The sequence below is a fragment of the Streptomyces sp. NBC_00459 genome, assembly GCF_036013955.1.
Lineage (GTDB): Bacteria > Actinomycetota > Actinomycetes > Streptomycetales > Streptomycetaceae > Streptomyces.
Genome location: NZ_CP107903.1, coordinates 8,324,980 through 8,342,499 on the forward strand (window position 1 = coordinate 8,324,980; position 17,520 = coordinate 8,342,499).

A 17,520-nucleotide genomic window follows, 5' to 3' on the forward strand; every position below is an offset into this window, starting at 1 on the left:
TGCATGAGGCGGCCTCGGCGGGCCGGTGCGGCCTGTCGCGCTTCGCGGTTCGCGGCGGTGCTGCGGGAGGCAGTGGGCGGAGCCGGCACGGGAAGGGCCTGCGTTCCAGGCGGCGCGATGCCGCCTCGGCGCGGCTGCTGTCGCTGCCGCACCCCGTGGTGGAGGCGAGGGCGCGGCACCCGGCGCCGCCGGGGCGGACTCGGCGCGGACCTGGGGGCGCGGATCGGACGCATCCCGTGCACCGCCTCGCACATCGGGCGACAGGTCATACCTGTCACGCCTTCGCGAACACCACCCACACCTGCCCCTTCGCGAAGTTCACCGGTGTGCCGTCCGCCGTCGTGAAGGCCGTCCCCTCCGCAGCCGCCCCGCGCCGCCACCGCACGTCGAACGCCCGCCCGTCGCGCAGGACTTGGGCCCGGCCCGAGCCCACGGACTGGGTGTACGGCGAGTTGTTGCCGAGCACGTCGTGGAACCGCGACTCGCGCACCTTCACGTACTGCACGACGACCGTCGCGGCGGCCACCCGCGCGCCGTCGGTCGCGACGGTCGGGGTGCCGTCCATCGACACCAGCCAGCCGTGCCGGTCCGCGGACCAGGTGAACGTGAAGCGCGCCGCCGGGAAGCGGACGGTGCGCGACTTTTCCGGGGTCCCGCCCTCGGGGGCGGCGCCGTAGCGGAAGCCCGTGGTGAGCGCGTCCGCGCCCGGTGCGGCGCCGATCAGCCGCTGCGGCCGCAGATACAGGTTGTGCGGCGCCGCCTTGTCCGTGCCCCGGTAGTAGGCGCCGGCAGCCGCCGACTCCGGTGACTCGGCGTTCAGCGGTGCCCGGTCGATCAGCGGCAGCAGCTTGCGCTGGGCGCCGGAGAAGGCGAGCGTCGGCTCGTCGAACTGACGCAGCAGCTCCAGATCGGACTCACGCGCGCTGCGCACCGGCCCGACGGCCGCCGGCAGCCGGGTCGCGTAGACCGCCATCAGCCGGCTCAGACCGCCCTCGACCTGCTCGGCGTACACGATGTCCGCCGCGTCCAGGCCCGTCTGAGGGCGGGCCGCGCGGACGTTGTCGATCTTCACCGCGAGGACCGGGCCGGCGCTCTTCGGCTCGGGCGATTCGCGGTGGTCGGGTTCCTGGCTCCGGCTGTGGGTCTGGCCGCGCCCGTCGTCGGAGGGCCGGTCGTCCGTCGTGCAGCCGGCCATCAGAGAGGCCGTCACGGCGGCGGCGACCAGCGCCGCCGTGGCCATTCCGCGCCGCCGCGTGCGTGTCGTTCGCGTCATCTGTCGCATGCCCACCGTCGCCACCAGGTCCGTATCTACGATTGTGTGCTTATCGGATCCTTTATGGCCATGCCCGATCGTTTCTGTTCGCGCACACGCAAGGGGCCGAACGGCCCACGGAGGAGGTGATCGAAGGGTGACGTCAGCCCTGCGGGCCGAGAATCTCCGCGAGGTCGTACCCCACCGGCTCGTCCAGCTGGTCGTATGTGCAGCTGTCGGCCGTACGGTCCGGGCGCCAGCGGCGGAAACGGGCCGTGTGCCGAAAGCGCGCCCCGTTCTCCATGTGGTCGTAAGCCACCTCGGCCACCAGTTCGGGCCGCAGCGGAATCCAGGAGAAGTCCTTCTTCGCCGACCACCGGCTCGGTGCCCCCGGCAGCCGCGCCGCCTCGTGGGCCGCCTCGTCCGCCCAGGCGGCCCACGGATGCTCCCGCACGTCCGCGAGCCGCAGGGGTTCCAGTTCCCCGACGAGTTCGGCCCGCCGCTTCATCGGGAACGCTGCGCTCACCCCGACATGCTGGAGGGTGCCCCGGGCGTCGTACAGCCCGAGCAGCAGCGAACCCACGATCGGTCCGCTCTTGTGCAGCCGGTACCCGGCCACGACGACATCCGCCGTCCGCTCGTGCTTGATCTTGAACATCACCCGCTCGTCCTGCCGGTAGCGCAGGGTGAGCGGCTTGGCGATGACGCCGTCGAGGCCCGCCCCCTCGTACTGCTCGAACCACCGCTGCGCCACATCGATGTCGGTGGTCGCCGGCGCCACATGAACAGGCGGGGTCACGCCGGACAACGCCCTGGTGAGCAGCGCGCGCCGGTCGGTCATCGGGACGTCGAGGAGCGACTCGTCGGCCAGCGCCAGCAGGTCGAACGCGACGAACGAGGCCGGGTTCCGCTCGGCCAGTGTCCGTACCCGGGACTCGGCGGGATGGATTCGCTCGGTGAGCGCGTCGAAGTCGAGACGCCCGCCGAGCGCGATCACGATCTCACCGTCCACCACACAACGCTCGGGCAACCGCTCCCGCAGCGCAGCCACCAGCTCGGGGAAATACCTGGTCAGCGACTTGCCGGTACGACTGCCGACCTCGACCTCGGCACCGTCACGGAACACGATCGCCCGGAAACCGTCCCACTTGGCCTCGTACTGCATGCCCGGAGGGATCTTGGCCACGGACTTGGCGAGCATCGGCTTCACGGGAGGCATGACCGGTAGATCCATGCTCCGATTCTGCGCGCCCATGACCGCGATCGCCCGGTGTGCGCGCTTTGTGCAGTGCGCCTACCGTGGCTCGCATGGGCGAAGCGGTGGAACTGGAGGCGTTCGGTCGGACGGTGCGGCTGTCCAGCCCGGACAAGATGTTCTTTCCGGAGCGTGGCTTCACCAAGCTCGACCTCGCCCAGTACTACCTTGCCGTCGGCCCCGGCATCCTGCGTGCGCTGCGTGACCGGCCGACCACGCTGGAGCGCTACCCGGACGGGGTGACCGGCGAGAACTTCTTCCAGAAACGGGCGCCCAAGAACATGCCCGACTGGATCCCGACCGCCCACATCACCTTCCCCAGCGGTCGCAGCGCCGACGAGATGTGCCCGACCGAGGTCGCCGCCGTACTGTGGGCCGCCCAGTTCGGCACCCTCACCTTCCACCCCTGGCCGGTGCGCCGCGCCGACGTCGACCACCCCGACGAACTGCGCATCGACCTCGACCCGCAGCCCGGCACGGACTACGGCGACGCGGTGCGCGCCGCACATGAACTGCGCGCCGTGCTCGACGAGTTCGGCGGTCTGCGCGGCTGGCCCAAGACCTCCGGCGGACGGGGGCTGCATGTCTTCGTGCCGATCGAACCGCGCTGGACGTTCACGCAGGTTCGGCGGGCGGCGATCGCTGTCGGGCGGGAGCTGGAGCGGCGGATGCCGGAGCAGGTGACCACCAGGTGGTGGAAGGAGGAACGCGGGGAGCGGATCTTCGTCGACTACAACCAGACCGCCCGAGACCGCACCATCGCGTCCGCCTACTCCGTACGGCCCCACCCGCACGCTCCCGTCTCCGCGCCGCTGAAGTGGGACGAGGTCGGCGACGCACACCCCCGCGACTTCGACCTCGCGACCATGCCCGCCCGGTTCGCCCAACTCGGCGACGTCCACGTGGACATGGACGACCAGGCCTTCTCCCTCGACGCCCTGCTCGAACTCGCCAACCGCGACGAGCACGAGCACGGACTCGGTGACCTGCCGTATCCCCCGGAGTACCCCAAGATGCCGGGCGAGCCCAAGCGCGTACAGCCAAGTCGGGCCCGCAAGGAGTGACTTCGTCAACTCGACTGCCGGACAAGGGATCAGACGGGAAGTCAGGGGCGTACGCGGCGAGAGCCGAGCCGCTCGGGTGCAACGGGCGCTGTCTCCGGGCGCCTTCCTCGGTGGCGGCCGGACCTGCGACCGTACGGGCTCTGCCCGGCACATGCACGAGTTCGACCTTGGGGGAGCGCACCATGAATCCGGCCTTGACGGTCACCGGTCCGCCGGCCGCCCCCGGCGCCCTCCCGGTGGCCGGGCATCTGTGGCAGATCCTGCGCGACCCGCTGCTCTTCTTCGAACGCCGGCACGCGGCCGCCGAGGCCGCCTCCGGAGTCGTCGTCGTACGCGTCGGGCCGAGACCCGTCCACCTGGTGACCCGGCCGGACCTCGTACGGCAACTGCTCGCCGACCCGGGGACCTTCGACCAGGGCGGCATCTATGTCGAGGGCGTACGGGCGCTCGCCGGCAACAGCGTCGCCAGCTGCCCCGCCGCCGACCACCAGGTGCAGCGGCCGATCCTCCAACCCGCCTTCCGGCAGCGGCGGATCGCCGACTACTCCAGGGTGACGGAGGCGTGCGCGGACGCCTTGGCGCGGTCCTGGCACGACGGGCAGCGGCTGGAGATGGTGCAGAACATGCACCGACTGGCCGCCGAGGTCGTCACCCGCACCCTGTTCTCCGGGCCGGGCACCGTGCAGGCCGGGCAGGACATCCAGCGGCTGTTCCCGCGTCTCCTCGCCGGGCTGTACCGCAGGATGCTGCTCCCCGTCGCCTGGGTGCACCGGATGCCGCTGCCCGCCAACATCGGCTTCAGCTCGGCCCTGAACGGCATCAACCGGATCATCGGCAAGGAGATCCAGACGTACCGCCGCTGCGGGCGGGACCGGGGCGACCTGCTCTCCGCGATGATGCACGCCACCGACCCGCGCACCGGCGCCGCCCTCACCGACGCCGAACTGACGGGACAGGTCGTCGGCATGCTGCTGGCCGCCATCGAGACCACGGGAAGTGTGGCGGCCTGGCTTCTGCACAACCTCGCCATCCACCCCAAGGTGGAGGATGCCGTGCTCGGTGAGCTGCGTATCGCGGTCGGCGACCGGCCGCTGCGCGCCGAAGACCTGGCCAACCTCCCCCTGTTCAAGCGGGTGTTCGCCGAGGTGCTGCGCCTCCACCCGCCGTTCTGGCTGCTCAGCCGCGTCACCACGGGCCCCGCCGAACTCGGCGGCCACCGGATTCCCGGCGGCGCGGATGTCGCCTTCAGTCTGTACTGCCTGCATCGCGCCCCGCAGGCATTCCCCTTCCCGCACCGCTTCGACCCCGACCGCTGGCTCCCCGACCGGGTCACCGACGCCCAGCGGGAGGCCCACATTCCGTTCGGCGCAGGCACCCGTCAGTGCATCGGCGAGGTGTACGGCCGTACGGCGATCCCGCTCGTCGTCGCGACCCTGCTGCGGCACTGGCGGGTCCGGCACGCCACCGCGCGGGAGGTGACCCCGCTGGTCAAGGGGACCATGAGGCCCAGCCCCCTGATCATGACGGTGACGCGCCGGACCGCTGCCTTCGTTCCCTGACCCGCCTATGTCGGCACGGTGGCCGATGTCATGGGCCGCCTCACAGTTCCCTGATCCGGATGTCCCGGTAGGAGACCACATCGGTCGTGCCGTGCACCTGGAGGCCGATGTACCCCGACGCGAACCGCCGCCCGTCCGTGCCCGGGTCGTCCGAGCGCGGCGGGGTGAAGTCCTGGCCGCCGGTGTTGTCGAACTCGTTGATCAGCACGCCGTTGCGGAACACCGAGTAGTGCTGGTCGACCACCCTGATCTCGTAGTCGTTCCAGGTGCCCTTCTGGGTGACGCCGGCCCCGGCGAGCCCCACCCGGTCGAAGCCGTAGACCGAGCCCGTCTTGTACATGTCGCCGTCGGGCCGGTCGAACACCTGCACCTCGTGCCCGTACTTGATGGCGGCCCACTCCGGTCGCGGCTCCTCCGGATGGCCGTGGACCCACGGGAACCGCACGAAAACACCGGAGTTGGCGTTGCCCGTGCCCGGCGCGTCGTCCCGCCACTGGAGCTTCAGCGAGAAGTCCCCGTACTTCCGCTCCGGGAACCACAGCATGCCCAGCCCCGCGACCGTGGTGCCACTGGTGAGCGAGCCGTCGCCGTTCAGCGCGAACGAACCGCCGCCCACCTGCTGCCACTTGGCGAAGGACGCGGGCGTGCCGTCGAGGATCGTGCGGTAGCCCTCGGTCTGGCCCGGCTTGCCGATACCTGAGGCGCGGGCAGCCTCCTCGATCGTCGCGTCCTCCCGTTCGTCGACGGCGCCGTCCTTGAAGAGCCGGTCGAGGACGGTCCGTACGTGCTTGAGGAACAGGGCGTGGGACGTCCACTCCCGCTCGTCCTCGATCAACTCGCCTATCCGGCACCGGTTGTTGGTGACCCGGTTGGGCACCCCCGAGTCGACCGTGCCGACGATCACCGTCAACCGCTCGTCGTACTCGGGGCAGTTGGGCGCCGGAACCCCGCCGCCCGCCACGACCGTGAGACTCACCGAGCGTGCGTCACTGGAGTTGCCCGCCTTGTCGCTCGCCCGGTAGGCCACCGTGTGCGCGCCCGCCCGGTCGACCACCACCGGCGCGGTGTACGCCAGATAGGGCCCGCCGTCGAGCGAGTACTCGACCGTGGCGACACCCGAGCCGCCGTGGTCCGTCGCGCTGACGGTCACCTTGGCACTGTTGACGTAGGCGCCGTTCGCGTTGCGGGTGCCCTCGACAGTCACGCCGGTCACGGGCGGGACGGTGTCCTCGGCCGGCTGCGTCACGACGGTGAAGGCGACGCTCTTCTCGGCGGAGGCGTTGCCCGCCTTGTCGGTGGCGCGGTAGCGGACGCTGTGAATGCCGACCTGATGCACCATCACCGGCCCGCTGTACGGCTGCCAACTCCCGCTGTTCACCGCGTACTCGACCGTGTTGACCCCGGACCCGGTGTCCGAGGCGGAGACGGTGACCGTCGCCATGTCGAGATACGCCCCGTCCGCGTTCCGCGCACCGCTCACCGTCGCCGACGTCTCCGGCGGCGCCGTGTCGTCCGTCGGAGGTGCGACCACCGTGAACCCGACGCTCTTCTCGGCGGAGGCGTTGCCCGCCTTGTCGAACGCCCGGTAGCGCACCGCATGGCTGCCTACCTGGTCGATCACGACCGGCGTGGTGTACGGCTGCCACGCGCCGTCGGTGCCGATCGCGTACTCGATCCGGTCCACGCCCGAGCCCTCGTCGCTCGCACCGATCCCGACGCTCGCCGAACCGACGTACTGGCCCTGCGAGTTCTGCGCGCCGGTGACATTCGCCGAGGTCGCCGGAGGCGTCGTGTCGGCGCCGCCGCCCTCGGTCACCACGAGGATGCCCTGCATCTGGCCGTGGCCCGGGATCGTGCAGTGGTAGCGGTAACGGCCGGGAGCGAGCGTGACCTCGGCGGTGTGCCGGCCGCCCTGGTCGTCGTTCGGGTTGGCGAGGATGTTCAGCGGGACGTCGTTGTTGTACTCCGGGTCGGAGACGTCGAACGTCAATGTGTGGGGCATGCCCATGGTGTTGCCGGTCGCCGCACTGTTCTCGAAGACGATCGTCGTCGCGCCCGCCACCGCCGTGGCCGGTACGGAGGCGTACTTGGTGATGTCGTCGCCCGCGGTCCAGGTGAGGACCTGAGCGGCGGCCGGCGCGGCGGTGGGTTGGGCATCGGTGCGCGCCCCCGCCGCCGACGTCAGTCCGAGGACCACGAACAGGGACGCCAGCAGGGCCGTCCAGAGAGCCTTGCGTCTGCGCACTACTCCGCTCCCCTCGCGAGGTCGCCGACCGCGGGCGTCGGGCCGCCGCCGGTGTAAGTGACCCGCCACAGCGCCGACCTGGCGTCCGAGGTGAAGAAGCCCCGGCCGTAGTCGAGGACGTAGAGCGAGCCGTCGGGACCGAACTTCCAGTCCATGAGGTTCTTGATGCCGTCGTTCCCGATCGGCACGATCTTCTTCAACGACTCGGAGTGGACGGGCAGTCCGCCGTCGCCCTGGGTCTTCGGATCGGTGACGACCGCGTTGCGCGGCTGGTCGGCGTCGTAGAAGTCGCCCACGAACCACTTGCCGTCCCAGTAGGCCGGCCACTTGGTCGTGCTCGCGCTCGCCGCGTCGTAGCGGTACACCGGACCGTTCATCGCCGCCTGGCCGCCGCCCTTCAGCCACGGCAGCAGATATGTGCTCTCCGCCTGCTTGTAGGACGGGACGCCGTTCGCGTCGCGCGGGAAGTCGGGGGCGCCGCCCTGGGGCGAGTACCAGATGTTGTTGCCGGTGACGGGCGGCAGGTCGACGAGGCCGTCGTTGTTCGGCGACTCGTTCTTCGGGTGGTCGCAGTCGTACCAGCCCAGCGGTTTCGACGGATCGGGCAGATTGCGGTCCCGATAGGGCTGCTTGTTGCCCATGCAGTACGGCCAACCCCGGTTGCCTGCCCGGGTGATGGCGGCGAACGTGTCGTACTTCGCCGGACCCCAGGTCGTCGAGGGCGCGCTCGCGTCCGGTCCGACCCAGCCCGCGTACAGGGTGTCGGTCGCCTTGTCGACGGAGATGCGGGCCGGGTTCCTGACCCCCATCACGTAGATCTCGCCGCGGGTCTTTCCGCCGCCCTCGTCGGTCTCCCGGCCCGTGAAGAGGTTGCCTGCGGGGAGGGTGTACGTGCCGTCGGGCTCCGGATGGATGCGCAGGATCTTGCCGTTGAGGTTGTTGGTGTTGCCGGCGGTGCGCCGGGCGTCGGCGAACGACAAGCCCTTGTATGCGGGTTGAGGATTGTTGCCGGAGTAACCGTCGCTGAACTGGCTGGAGTTGTTGTCACCGGTCGCGATGTACAGATTGCCCTTGGAGTCCCAAGCCATCCCACCGCCCGAGTGACAGCAACTGTGGATCTGCACCGGCCACTTGAGCAGCACCTTCTCGCTGTTCGGGTCGAGCCGGTCGGTGGCGGGGTCGAGCGTGAAACGGGAGACGTACCGCTCGGCCGTCCTGGTGTCGCGGTTGATCCGCGCGTGGGGCGTGTAGTGGAGATACACCCAGCCGTTGCGCTCGAAGGACGGATCGAGCTCGATACCGAGCAGCCCCTCCTCGGCCTTGATCAGCTCGTCGCCGCCGCCCTTGTTGCCGAAGACGGTCAACTCGCCCGCCAGAGTGACCTTCCTGGTCCTCGGGTCGTAGACGTGGATCTGGCCCTTGCCCTTGCCGATGTCCGGGTTGTTCCAGTCGGTGACCACCGGCTGGGAGGAGTCGGCGCCGCCACGGCCGATGTAGAACACCCGCCCGTCGGGGGCGGTCACCAGCCCGTGCGGCTCGCCGATCTGGTCGCTCTGCCCCGGCTGGTTGGGCCGGGTCAGCCGCTCGGCCCGGTAACTGGCGTTGATGGTGGCCTTGCAGTCGGCCTGGACCAGCCGGGTCGTCCACAGCAGGGCCCCGCGCAGATGGTTTCGGAAGTCCGTCTCGTCGTACGACGACACAGTGCCGCCCATGCCGGTGTAGAAGGAACGCCCGCCGTCGTAGTCCCGGCACCAACTCACCGGGTGGTCCCAGCCGTTGGCGCTCGCACCGGGCTTGTACGTCGACTCGCGCACCCGGGCCACGGTGTGCACGTCACCCGATGGATTCTTCACCCAGTTCAGCCACTGGTCCGGCCGCTTCCACTGCGTCGGCAGTTCCCTGGTGGCCGGATGCCGCCGGTCACCGACCTCAACGGTCGCGCGCTGTACGGCCGTTGGGCTGCCGGCGGCCGGTCGGGCGCCCACCAGTCCGGTGAACCAGTCGGAGTACGGTTCCGCGCGGGCCGCGTCATGGATACCGACGAAGCCCCCGCCGGCCTCCATGTACGTCTCCAGCCCGGCCTCCTGGTCCGGGTCGAGGACGTCACCGCCGCCGGTCAGGAAGACGACCGCGTTGAACGTCCCGAGCCGGGACCCGTCCGTGAACACGGAGGCGTCGTCCGTCGCCTCGACCGCGAAGCGCTGTGCAGCCGGGCCGGACAGCCCGATCCGCTCGATCGCCTCGATGCCGGCGTTGACGACCGGCGACTCGTCCCCGGCCGCCGCCGAACCGTGGAAGACCAGGACGCGCACACCGCTGCCGCCGGGCGGCGACGTGACGGACATCGTTGTCGCGGACGGATCCGGAGCCGGCCGCGCGCTCGCGGCGGGCCCCGACAGCAGCCCGGCGGTGACGACTCCGGCGGCAACCGTGGCCGCCCAGGCCCGTCTCCGTCCGCTCCCGCTCCGTCCTCTGCTTCGCGCGCTCAACTCCCTTAAGCGCATGGACTCTTGATGCGATGTGAACCGCATGTGGTCACCCGCCCCTCCTCGGTCACAGCAAACGCAAAGGAAGCTAGACCTCTTTCGGTGACTCGCCAAGGGGTATGACCGGGATGGCGCGAACTTTGTCCCGAGTGTGGATAAACGGGTGCCGTGCCGCTACCGTCTCACCGGTTCCCTTCGTTCCCGCTGCGCATCTTCCGTACCAGGGTGGGGAGTTCGGCATGGACAGACGTGACTTCAATCGTCGGGTACTGCTGGGCGGTGCGGTCGTCGCGACATCGTTGTCGGTCGCTCCGGAGGCAGGCAGTGCGACCGCCGCGACCGCCGCACTCGCAAAGACGGCCCCGGCCGGCGGCGAGGTACGACACCTCCGGCTGTATGCCGAGCGGCTCGCCGACGGACGGATGGGCTACGGCTTCACGAAGGGCGCGGCGTCGGTCCCCGGGCCCCTGATCGAGCTGAACGAGGGCGACACGGCGCACATCGCCCTGGAGAACACCACGGACGTGGCGGTGAGTCTGCACGTCCACGGCCTGGACTACGAGATCTCCAGCGACGGCACGAAGCTGAGCCGCAGCGACGTCGAGCCCGGCGGCACCCGCACCTACACCTGGCGCACGCACGCTCCGGGCCGCCGCGCCGACGGCACCTGGCGGGCGGGCAGCGCCGGCTACTGGCACTACCACGACCATGTCGTCGGCACCGAACACGGCACCGGCGGCATCCGCAAGGGCCTCTACGGCCCGGTGATCGTCCGGCGCAAGGGGGACATCCTCCCGGACACCACGTACACGATCGTCTTCAACGACATGACGATCAACAACCGGCCCGGCCATCAGAGCCCCGACTTCGAGGCCACGGTGGGGGATCGCGTCGAGTTCGTGATGATCACGCACGGCGAGTACTACCACACCTTCCATATGCACGGTCACCGCTGGGCGGACAACCGCACCGGCCTGCTCACCGGCCCCGACGACCCGAGTCAGGTCGTCGACAACAAGATCGTGGGCCCGGCGGACTCCTTCGGTTTCCAGGTGATCGCGGGGGAGGGGGTCGGAGCGGGTGCCTGGATGTACCACTGCCATGTGCAGAGTCACTCGGACATGGGGATGGCGGGCCTGTTCCTGGTGCGGAAGACGGACGGAACGATCCCCGGATACGAGGAGCACGAGGCGGGCGGGGCGGGAGAGACGCGGTCGTCGCACGGGCACTGACGGGATCCGAGAGCGCTCTCATCCGGTGCCGGGCCGGGACTATCCTGATCGGCAACCGCCGATGAGGAGCCCCGAAGTGACCGAGACCGCGTCGCGTCCCACCCTGGAGGCCGTGGCCGCGCTGGCGGGGGTCTCCCGGGCCACCGCGTCACGTGTCGTCAACGGCGGCGACGGCGTACGCGAACCCCTCGTCGAACGGGTCAGGCAGGCCGTCGAGGAGCTCGGGTACGTGCCCAACCAGGCGGCTCGCTCCCTGGTGACCAGACGGCACGACGCCATCGCCGTCGTCATCGCCGAACCGGAGACCCGGGTCTTCGCCGACCCGTTCTTCGCCCTGCAACTCCGGGGAATCAGCAAGGAGTTGACCGCCCACGACTCCCAACTCGTGCTGCTGCTGACCGAAGGGCGCGACGACCACACCCGGGTCGGCAGGTATCTCGCCGGCGGGCATGTCGACGGCGCCCTCGTCTTCTCCCTGCACCTCGACGACCCGCTGCCCGGCCTGGTCCAGCGCGCCGGCGTGCCCACCGTGTTCGGCGGCCGTCCGGGCTGGAGCGACGGCACCCGCGACGCCGTGTACGTCGACAGCGACAACCGGGGCGGCGCCCGCGAGGCCGTACGGCATCTCGTCGCCCTCGGGCGGACGCGCATCGCGCACATCACGGGCCCCCTCGACCAGACCTCGGCGGCGGACCGGCTCGACGGGTTCCGGGACGTCATGCCCGCCGCCGACCCGGGACTGATCGCCGAGAGCGACTTCACCCCGGCGGGCGGGGAGCGCGCGATGCGTGAACTCCTGGACCGGTGCCCGGACCTGGACGCCGTCTTCGCCGCCAACGACCTCACCGCCTCGGGCGCCCTGCGCGTCCTGCGCGAACGCGGACGGCGCGTACCCGAGGACGTCGCCGTCGTCGGCTTCGACGACATGCTGCCGGTCGCCGAACAGACCGACCCACCGCTCACCACGGTCCGGCAGGACATCGAGGAGATGGGCAGGCTGATGGCCCGCCTGTTGCTCGGCCCTCCGGGCGAAGGCGGCTCGGCGGGTGGCGCGTCGGCCGGAGTGGTTCTGCCGACCACGCTGGTCCGTCGCGCCTCGGCCTAGCGTTCCGCGAGGTGGGCGGGTCTCCGGACGCGGGCCCGGTGAGGGCTGGTCGCGCCCACGCGGCGGAGCCGCACATTGTCGGGGCCCGCGCCCTTGGGGGCACCGTCCGGTCCCCTCTGCTCACATCTGTGCCGGCGCGCTCCTGATCACCGCGAAACGCGCCCCGTACGGGTCGGTGAGCCGTGCGACGCGGCCGACGCCCTCGATGTCCGTGGCCGGCATCCGGACCCGCCCGCCGTGTTCCTGGACGGCGGCGACCGTGGCGTCGGTGTCGGTGACCTCGAAGTACGGCAGCCAGTACGGAGTGGTCTCGATGCCCGTCGGGTCCTCGTCCACGTCGACCACGCCGCCGAACATCCCGTCGTCCCCGGCACCCGCCGGGTTCACGCAGGTGTACGAGCCGCCCGGGAACGGCGCCACCGAGGTCTCCAGGCCCAGCACCGCGCCGTAGAACGCGGCGACCTTGGGGACGTCCGTCGTGTAGAGCTCCACCCAGCACAGGGAGCCGGGCTCGCCGGCGACTTCGAGACCCTTGATCCGGCCGGGCTGCCAGATCCCGAAGACGGCGCCGGCGGTGTCGGTGAGGATGGCCATCCGGCCCGCGTCCATGACATCCATCGGCGGAGCCGGTGTGCCGCCCCCGGCCTGCTCGGCGGCCTTGGCGGTGGCGTCGGCGTCCGGGGTCTGGAAGGACACCGTCCAGGACGGCGGGCCCTGGCCCTCGGTGCTCTGCATGCCGCCCGCGACGGTTCGCCCGCCCAGCTGGAAGAAGCCGTAGCCGCCGGCTTCGGGGCCCGCCGACCGGAAGTCCCAGCCGAAGAGCGCCCGGTAGAAGGAGGTGGCACCCTCGATGTCGGGGGTGCCGAGATCGATCCAGTTCGGAGCGCCGGTCACGAAACGGGTGGTGAGCATCATTGCCCTCCTCTGTGGGCCCCGCCCTCGGTGAGGGACCCGTTGCCTGTTCTGCCGAGTCTTGCACCGCCCACTGACAATCGCTGCCGGAGTGCTTGTGAGCGTCTGCGCGGACCCGGGCGTCGGCTGCGGTCACCCTGGGTGAAGGAGGGGACGCGCCTTGTTCCGGAACACTCCGCGCGCCGCCGTGCGCTCGCGCATCCGGCGGGAGCATCATCGGGCGGACCGGCGAGACGCTCGGGCCGTCCGGCGGGCGCGTCCGGAAGGCGCCGTTGATCGGACGTTGAGCGAACGTTTTTCACCGCCCGGCACGCTCTCGTGCATGCACTACGAGACGATCACCCCGATGGACAGCGCCTGGCAGGCGCAGGCCCTGTGCGCGCAGACCGGGGCCGACTTCTTCTTTCCCGAGCCGGGCAGCTCGGTGCGCGAGGCGAAGCGCATCTGCGGGATGTGCGAGATGCGCCCCGCCTGCCTGGAGTACGCACTCAGCAACGACGAACGGTTCGGCGTCTGGGGCGGCCTCTCCGAGAAGGAGCGGCTCGACCTCCGACGCACCTCACGCACTTCCCACTGACCACGCGGGCCGTGGCTCCGGTACGCCGACCGGCTCCGCCGCGCCCTGGCGCGAGGAGCGCAGAGCACTGCGCCGCCACCCCGTGGCCGACGCGCGGAACGCGGCGCTGGACGAGGTGACGGCGTACGAGTGACCGGTGTCGCGGGGTGGGTCAGCCGGCGGCGCGGGCGGCCATGCGGGCCTTGCGGGCCGCGAGCTTCGCGTCGAACTTGGCGGCCTCCGCGTCCAGGCCGCCCATGTACATGCCCAGTTCCTCCTGGGCCTGGAGACCCTCGGGGCCGAGGTCGCCCATGTCCATGACCTTCAGGTGGCGCAGGACGGGCTGGAGCACGTCGTCGTGGTGGATGCGCATGTTGTAGACCTCGCCGATCGCCATCTGCGCGGCGGCCCGCTCGAAGCCGGGCATGCCGTGACCGGGCATCCGGAAGTTGACGATCACGTCCCGTACCGCCTGCATGGTCAGGTCGGGCGCGAGTTCGAACGCGGCCTTCAGCAGGTTCCGGTAGAAGACCATGTGGAGGTTCTCGTCGGTCGCGATGCGGGCCAGCATGCGATCGCAGACCGGGTCGCCGGACTGGTGGCCGGTGTTGCGGTGCGAGACGCGGGTGGCCAGCTCCTGGAAGGCGACATACGCCACCGAGTGCAGCATCGAGTGCCGGTTGTCCGACTCGAAGCCCTCGGCCATGTGCTGCATACGGAACGCTTCGAGCTTGTCCGGGTCGACCGCGCGGGAGGCGAGCAGGTAGTCGCGCATCACGATGCCGTGCCGGCCCTCCTCCGCCGTCCAGCGGTGCACCCAGGTCCCCCAGGCACCGTCGCGGCCGAACAGGCTGGCGATCTCGTGGTGGTAGCTGGGGAGGTTGTCCTCGGTGAGGAGGTTGACGACCAGGGCGATCCGGCCGAGCTCGGTGACCTTGGACTGCTCCTTGTCCCAGGCCTCGCCGTCCTCGAAGATGCCGGGGAAGTTGCGGGCGTCGCTCCACGGCACGTACTCGTGCGGCATCCAGTCCTTGGCGACCTTCAGGTGACGGTTGAGTTCCGTCTCGACCACTTCTTCCAGGGCGTACAGCAGCCGAGCGTCGGTCCATTCGCTGGACGGGCTGCCGAGGTGCGGAGAAGTGATCGTCATGAATGCTCCAGAATGACGTTGCGAGCGGGTGAGCGGACTGCCGTTACTCAACCTACGGCATCGTAGGCTACGTTCCCGTAGGTTACGCCACCGTAAGTTAAGGATGCTGTAAAGATCGCTGATCAGCGGGTTTGTCGCCAAGGTCCGGTAAGGCTCCGGACTCGCAGGTCCAGGGCCGAACGAGTACCCCGATCACCCGGCTAGATGTACAGCTCCCGCAGACGGACCGAGAGGCATGTCACACAGCCTTCGAGCTTCTCGAACTCGCTGATGTCCACGATCACCGGCTCGTGCCCGAGATCGGCGAGCAGCTCGGCCGTCTTCGGCGCGCTCGCCGCCATCAGCAGTTTCCCGCCGTCCAGCAGCACCACGTGCGCCCCGGACTCCTCCGGCACCGGCAGGAAGCGGGGGAAGAGGGTCGGGGTGTCCACCAGCGGCTCGTAGCCGATGACGGTCCCGTCCGGCAGCGCGGTGACCGCCGACTTCAGGTGCAGCACCTTGCTCACCGGCACGGCGACGACCCGGGCGCCGAGCGGTTCGAACACGGCCTTGAGCTGCTGCACCCCGGCGGCGTTGGTCCGCCCGCCCCGCCCGACGTAGATGGTGTCGCCGACCTTGAGGACGTCACCGCCCTCCAGGGTGCCCGGCTCCCAGACCCAGTTCACCGAGCAGCCGAGGCGGGCCACCGCCTCCTCGACACCGCCGGTCTCACCGCGCCGCGACTCGGCGCCGGGCCGCGCGATCAGCGCGACGTTCCGGTAGACGACCACCGCGTCCTCGACGAACACCGAGTCCGGGCAGTCGTCCGCCGGATCCACCTCGACGGTCTCCCAGCCGTGCGTGCGCAGTGCCTCCGCGTACGCCTCCCACTGCCGTCCGGCGAGGTCGGCGTCGATCTCCTCGCGCTCGATGTGCGTGACGAGGCCCTCGGCCAGGCGCGGGCTGGGGCGGCGTATGAGGGCCTTCTTGCTGGGCACGAGGGAGCTCCGTATCGGAAGGGGGTGTTCGCGCACATCATGCAGGGTGGGACTGTGCGGACAAAAGCCCCGGAGGCCGGACCGGGGCCGGGACCTCTGCGCCGATCAGCCCACCTCCTCCGGATCGATCTCCCTCAGCTCCCCGTCCAGCAGCAGCCACCGGGTGATCCCGATCGACTCCAGGAACGGCAGATCGTGGCTGGCCACGATCAGCGCTCCCTCGTACGAGTCCAGCGCCGTCGTGAGCTGTCGCGCGCTCGCCATGTCCAGGTTGTTGGTCGGCTCGTCCAGCATCAGGAGCTGCGGTGCGGGCTCCGCCAGCATCAGGGCGGCCAGGGCGGCGCGGAACCGCTCACCGCCCGACAGGGTCGCCGCCGGCTGGTCGGCGCGGGCACCCCGGAACAGGAAGCGGGCCAGCCGGGCGCGGACCCGGTTGTTGGTGGCGCCCGGGGCGAACCGGGCCACGTTCTGGGCGACCGTCAGCTCGTCGTCCAGGACATCGAGCCGCTGGGGCAGAAAGCGCAGCGGTACGTGCGTCTTCGTCTCCCCGGAGACCGGGGCCAGTTCCCCGGCGATCGTCCGCAACAGGGTCGTCTTGCCCGCCCCGTTGCGCCCGACCAGCGCGATCCGCTCGGGCCCGCGCAGGTCGAAGGAGCCGGCGCTCGCGCCGTACGCCAACTCCAGGTCCAGGAGCGTGAGTACGGTACGGCCGGGCGGTACGGCCGTGTACGGCAGGTCGACGCGGATCTCGTCGTCGTCCCGTACGGCGTCCACCGCCTCGTCGAGCCGCTCCTTGGCGTCGGCGAGCCGCTCCTCGTGCATGATGCGGTGCTTGCCCGCCGACTCCTGGGCGGACCGTTTGCGCGCCCCCATGACGATCTTCGGCTCGCGCTTCTGCTCGAACATCTTCTGTCCGTACTTCTTGCGGCGGGCCAACTTGACCTGGGCGTCGACCAGTTCGCGCTTCTGCTTCTTCAGGTCGGCCTCGGCCACCCGCAGCATGCGTTCGGCCGCCTCCTGTTCGGTGGCGAGTGCCTCCTCGTACGCCGAGAAGCTGCCGCCGTACCAGGTGACCTCGCCGGAGCGCAGGTCGGCGATCTGGTCGACCAGGTCCAGGAGTTCGCGGTCGTGGCTGACCACGATCATCACGCCGGGCCAGGAGGAGACGGCCGTGTACAGCCGTCGGCGTGCGTACAGGTCCAGGTTGTTGGTCGGCTCGTCGAGCAGGAGCACGTCCGGGCGGTCCAGCAGCAGCGCGGCCAGCCGCAGGAGGACCGCCTCGCCGCCCGAGACCTCACCGACGGTGCGGTCCAGGTCGATGTGGCCGAGGCCGAGTTCGCCGAGCGTGACCAGGGCGCGTTCCTCGACGTCCCAGTTGTCGCCGATCGTCTCGAAGTGCTCCTCGGTCACGTCACCCGCCTCGATGGCGTGCAGCGCGGCCCGCTGGGCGGAGATGCCGAGGACATCCTCGACGCGCAGCGCGGTGTCGAGGGTGACGGTCTGCGGGAGGTAGCCGACGTCGCCCGCGACGCGGACGGTGCCGTCGGCGGGCCGCAGTTGCCCGGCGATGAGCTTCAACAGGGTTGATTTTCCTGATCCGTTGACGCCGACGAGCCCGGTGCGGCCGGGGCCGACGGTGACGTCGAGACCGTCGAAGACGGGGGTGCCGTCGGGCCAGGCGAAGGAGAGGGAGGTGACGGCGACGGAAGTGGTGGCTGACATATGGC

At 70.5% G+C, this 17,520-nt stretch carries 13 protein-coding genes; 5 read left to right on the plus strand and 8 right to left on the minus strand.

Annotated features, from left to right (window positions below; genetic code table 11):
• Positions 1-274: 274 nt before the first annotated feature.
• Both OHN74_RS36710 and OHN74_RS36715 read right to left on the minus strand, forming a co-directional pair.
• On the minus strand, positions 275-1,273 hold the full coding sequence (locus OHN74_RS36710) for a DUF3048 domain-containing protein (RefSeq protein ID WP_327698876.1): 999 nt from the start codon (positions 1,271-1,273) through the stop codon (positions 275-277).
• 142 nt (positions 1,274-1,415) lie between these two features.
• Positions 1,416-2,486, minus strand: a complete 1,071-nt coding sequence (locus OHN74_RS36715; RefSeq protein ID WP_327698877.1) for an ATP-dependent DNA ligase — start codon at positions 2,484-2,486, stop codon at positions 1,416-1,418.
• A gap of 74 nt (positions 2,487-2,560) precedes the next feature.
• Between OHN74_RS36715 and ligD the strand changes: the two genes are divergently transcribed.
• Positions 2,561-3,571: a non-homologous end-joining DNA ligase gene (ligD, locus tag OHN74_RS36720; protein WP_327698878.1), complete on the plus strand. Its 1,011-nt coding sequence runs from the start codon at positions 2,561-2,563 to the stop codon at positions 3,569-3,571.
• Between the two features lie 182 nt (positions 3,572-3,753).
• Entirely contained in the window at positions 3,754-5,130 is a 1,377-nt protein-coding gene (locus OHN74_RS36725) for a cytochrome P450 (protein ID WP_327698879.1), read from the plus strand.
• 40 nt (positions 5,131-5,170) lie between these two features.
• Here OHN74_RS36725 and OHN74_RS36730 read toward each other — a convergent pair whose 3' ends face one another.
• Together OHN74_RS36730 and OHN74_RS36735 are read right to left on the minus strand one after the other, a co-directional pair.
• On the minus strand, positions 5,171-7,375 hold the full coding sequence (locus OHN74_RS36730) for an OmpL47-type beta-barrel domain-containing protein (protein ID WP_327698880.1): 2,205 nt from the start codon (positions 7,373-7,375) through the stop codon (positions 5,171-5,173).
• Positions 7,375-9,879 (minus strand): ThuA domain-containing protein, encoded by a 2,505-nt coding sequence (locus tag OHN74_RS36735; protein ID WP_327700394.1) that lies wholly within the window; start codon positions 9,877-9,879, stop codon positions 7,375-7,377. The genes OHN74_RS36730 and OHN74_RS36735 overlap by 1 nt, the downstream gene beginning before the upstream one ends.
• A gap of 221 nt (positions 9,880-10,100) precedes the next feature.
• Between OHN74_RS36735 and OHN74_RS36740 the strand changes: the two genes are divergently transcribed.
• Together OHN74_RS36740 and OHN74_RS36745 are read left to right on the plus strand one after the other, a co-directional pair.
• Entirely contained in the window at positions 10,101-11,093 is a 993-nt protein-coding gene (locus tag OHN74_RS36740; protein WP_327698881.1) for a multicopper oxidase domain-containing protein, read from the plus strand.
• A 76-nt stretch (positions 11,094-11,169) separates the two neighbouring features.
• The gene (locus OHN74_RS36745) at positions 11,170-12,198 is read left to right on the plus strand and encodes a LacI family DNA-binding transcriptional regulator (protein ID WP_327698882.1); all 1,029 of its coding nucleotides are present in this window, start codon (positions 11,170-11,172) and stop codon (positions 12,196-12,198) included.
• 120 nt (positions 12,199-12,318) lie between these two features.
• On the opposite strand, the gene OHN74_RS36750 is transcribed toward OHN74_RS36745, so the two are convergent.
• A complete protein-coding gene (locus OHN74_RS36750) occupies positions 12,319-13,110 on the minus strand; it encodes a VOC family protein (protein WP_327700395.1) in 792 nt (263 codons plus the stop codon).
• Positions 13,111-13,432: 322 nt separating this feature from the next.
• On the opposite strand from OHN74_RS36750, the gene OHN74_RS36755 reads away from it, so the two are divergent.
• Complete coding sequence (locus OHN74_RS36755) at positions 13,433-13,687, plus strand: WhiB family transcriptional regulator (protein ID WP_327698883.1); 255 nt, start codon at positions 13,433-13,435, stop codon at positions 13,685-13,687.
• A 151-nt stretch (positions 13,688-13,838) separates the two neighbouring features.
• On the opposite strand, the gene OHN74_RS36760 is transcribed toward OHN74_RS36755, so the two are convergent.
• The 3 genes from OHN74_RS36760 to OHN74_RS36770 form a co-directional block, all read right to left on the minus strand.
• On the minus strand, positions 13,839-14,816 hold the full coding sequence (locus OHN74_RS36760) for an acyl-ACP desaturase (RefSeq protein WP_327698884.1): 978 nt from the start codon (positions 14,814-14,816) through the stop codon (positions 13,839-13,841).
• 200 nt (positions 14,817-15,016) lie between these two features.
• Positions 15,017-15,793 (minus strand): dimethylargininase, encoded by a 777-nt coding sequence (gene ddaH, locus OHN74_RS36765; RefSeq protein ID WP_327698885.1) that lies wholly within the window; start codon positions 15,791-15,793, stop codon positions 15,017-15,019.
• Positions 15,794-15,898: 105 nt separating this feature from the next.
• Entirely contained in the window at positions 15,899-17,515 is a 1,617-nt protein-coding gene (locus tag OHN74_RS36770) for an ABC-F family ATP-binding cassette domain-containing protein (RefSeq protein WP_327698886.1), read from the minus strand.
• Positions 17,516-17,520: the final 5 nt, after the last annotated feature.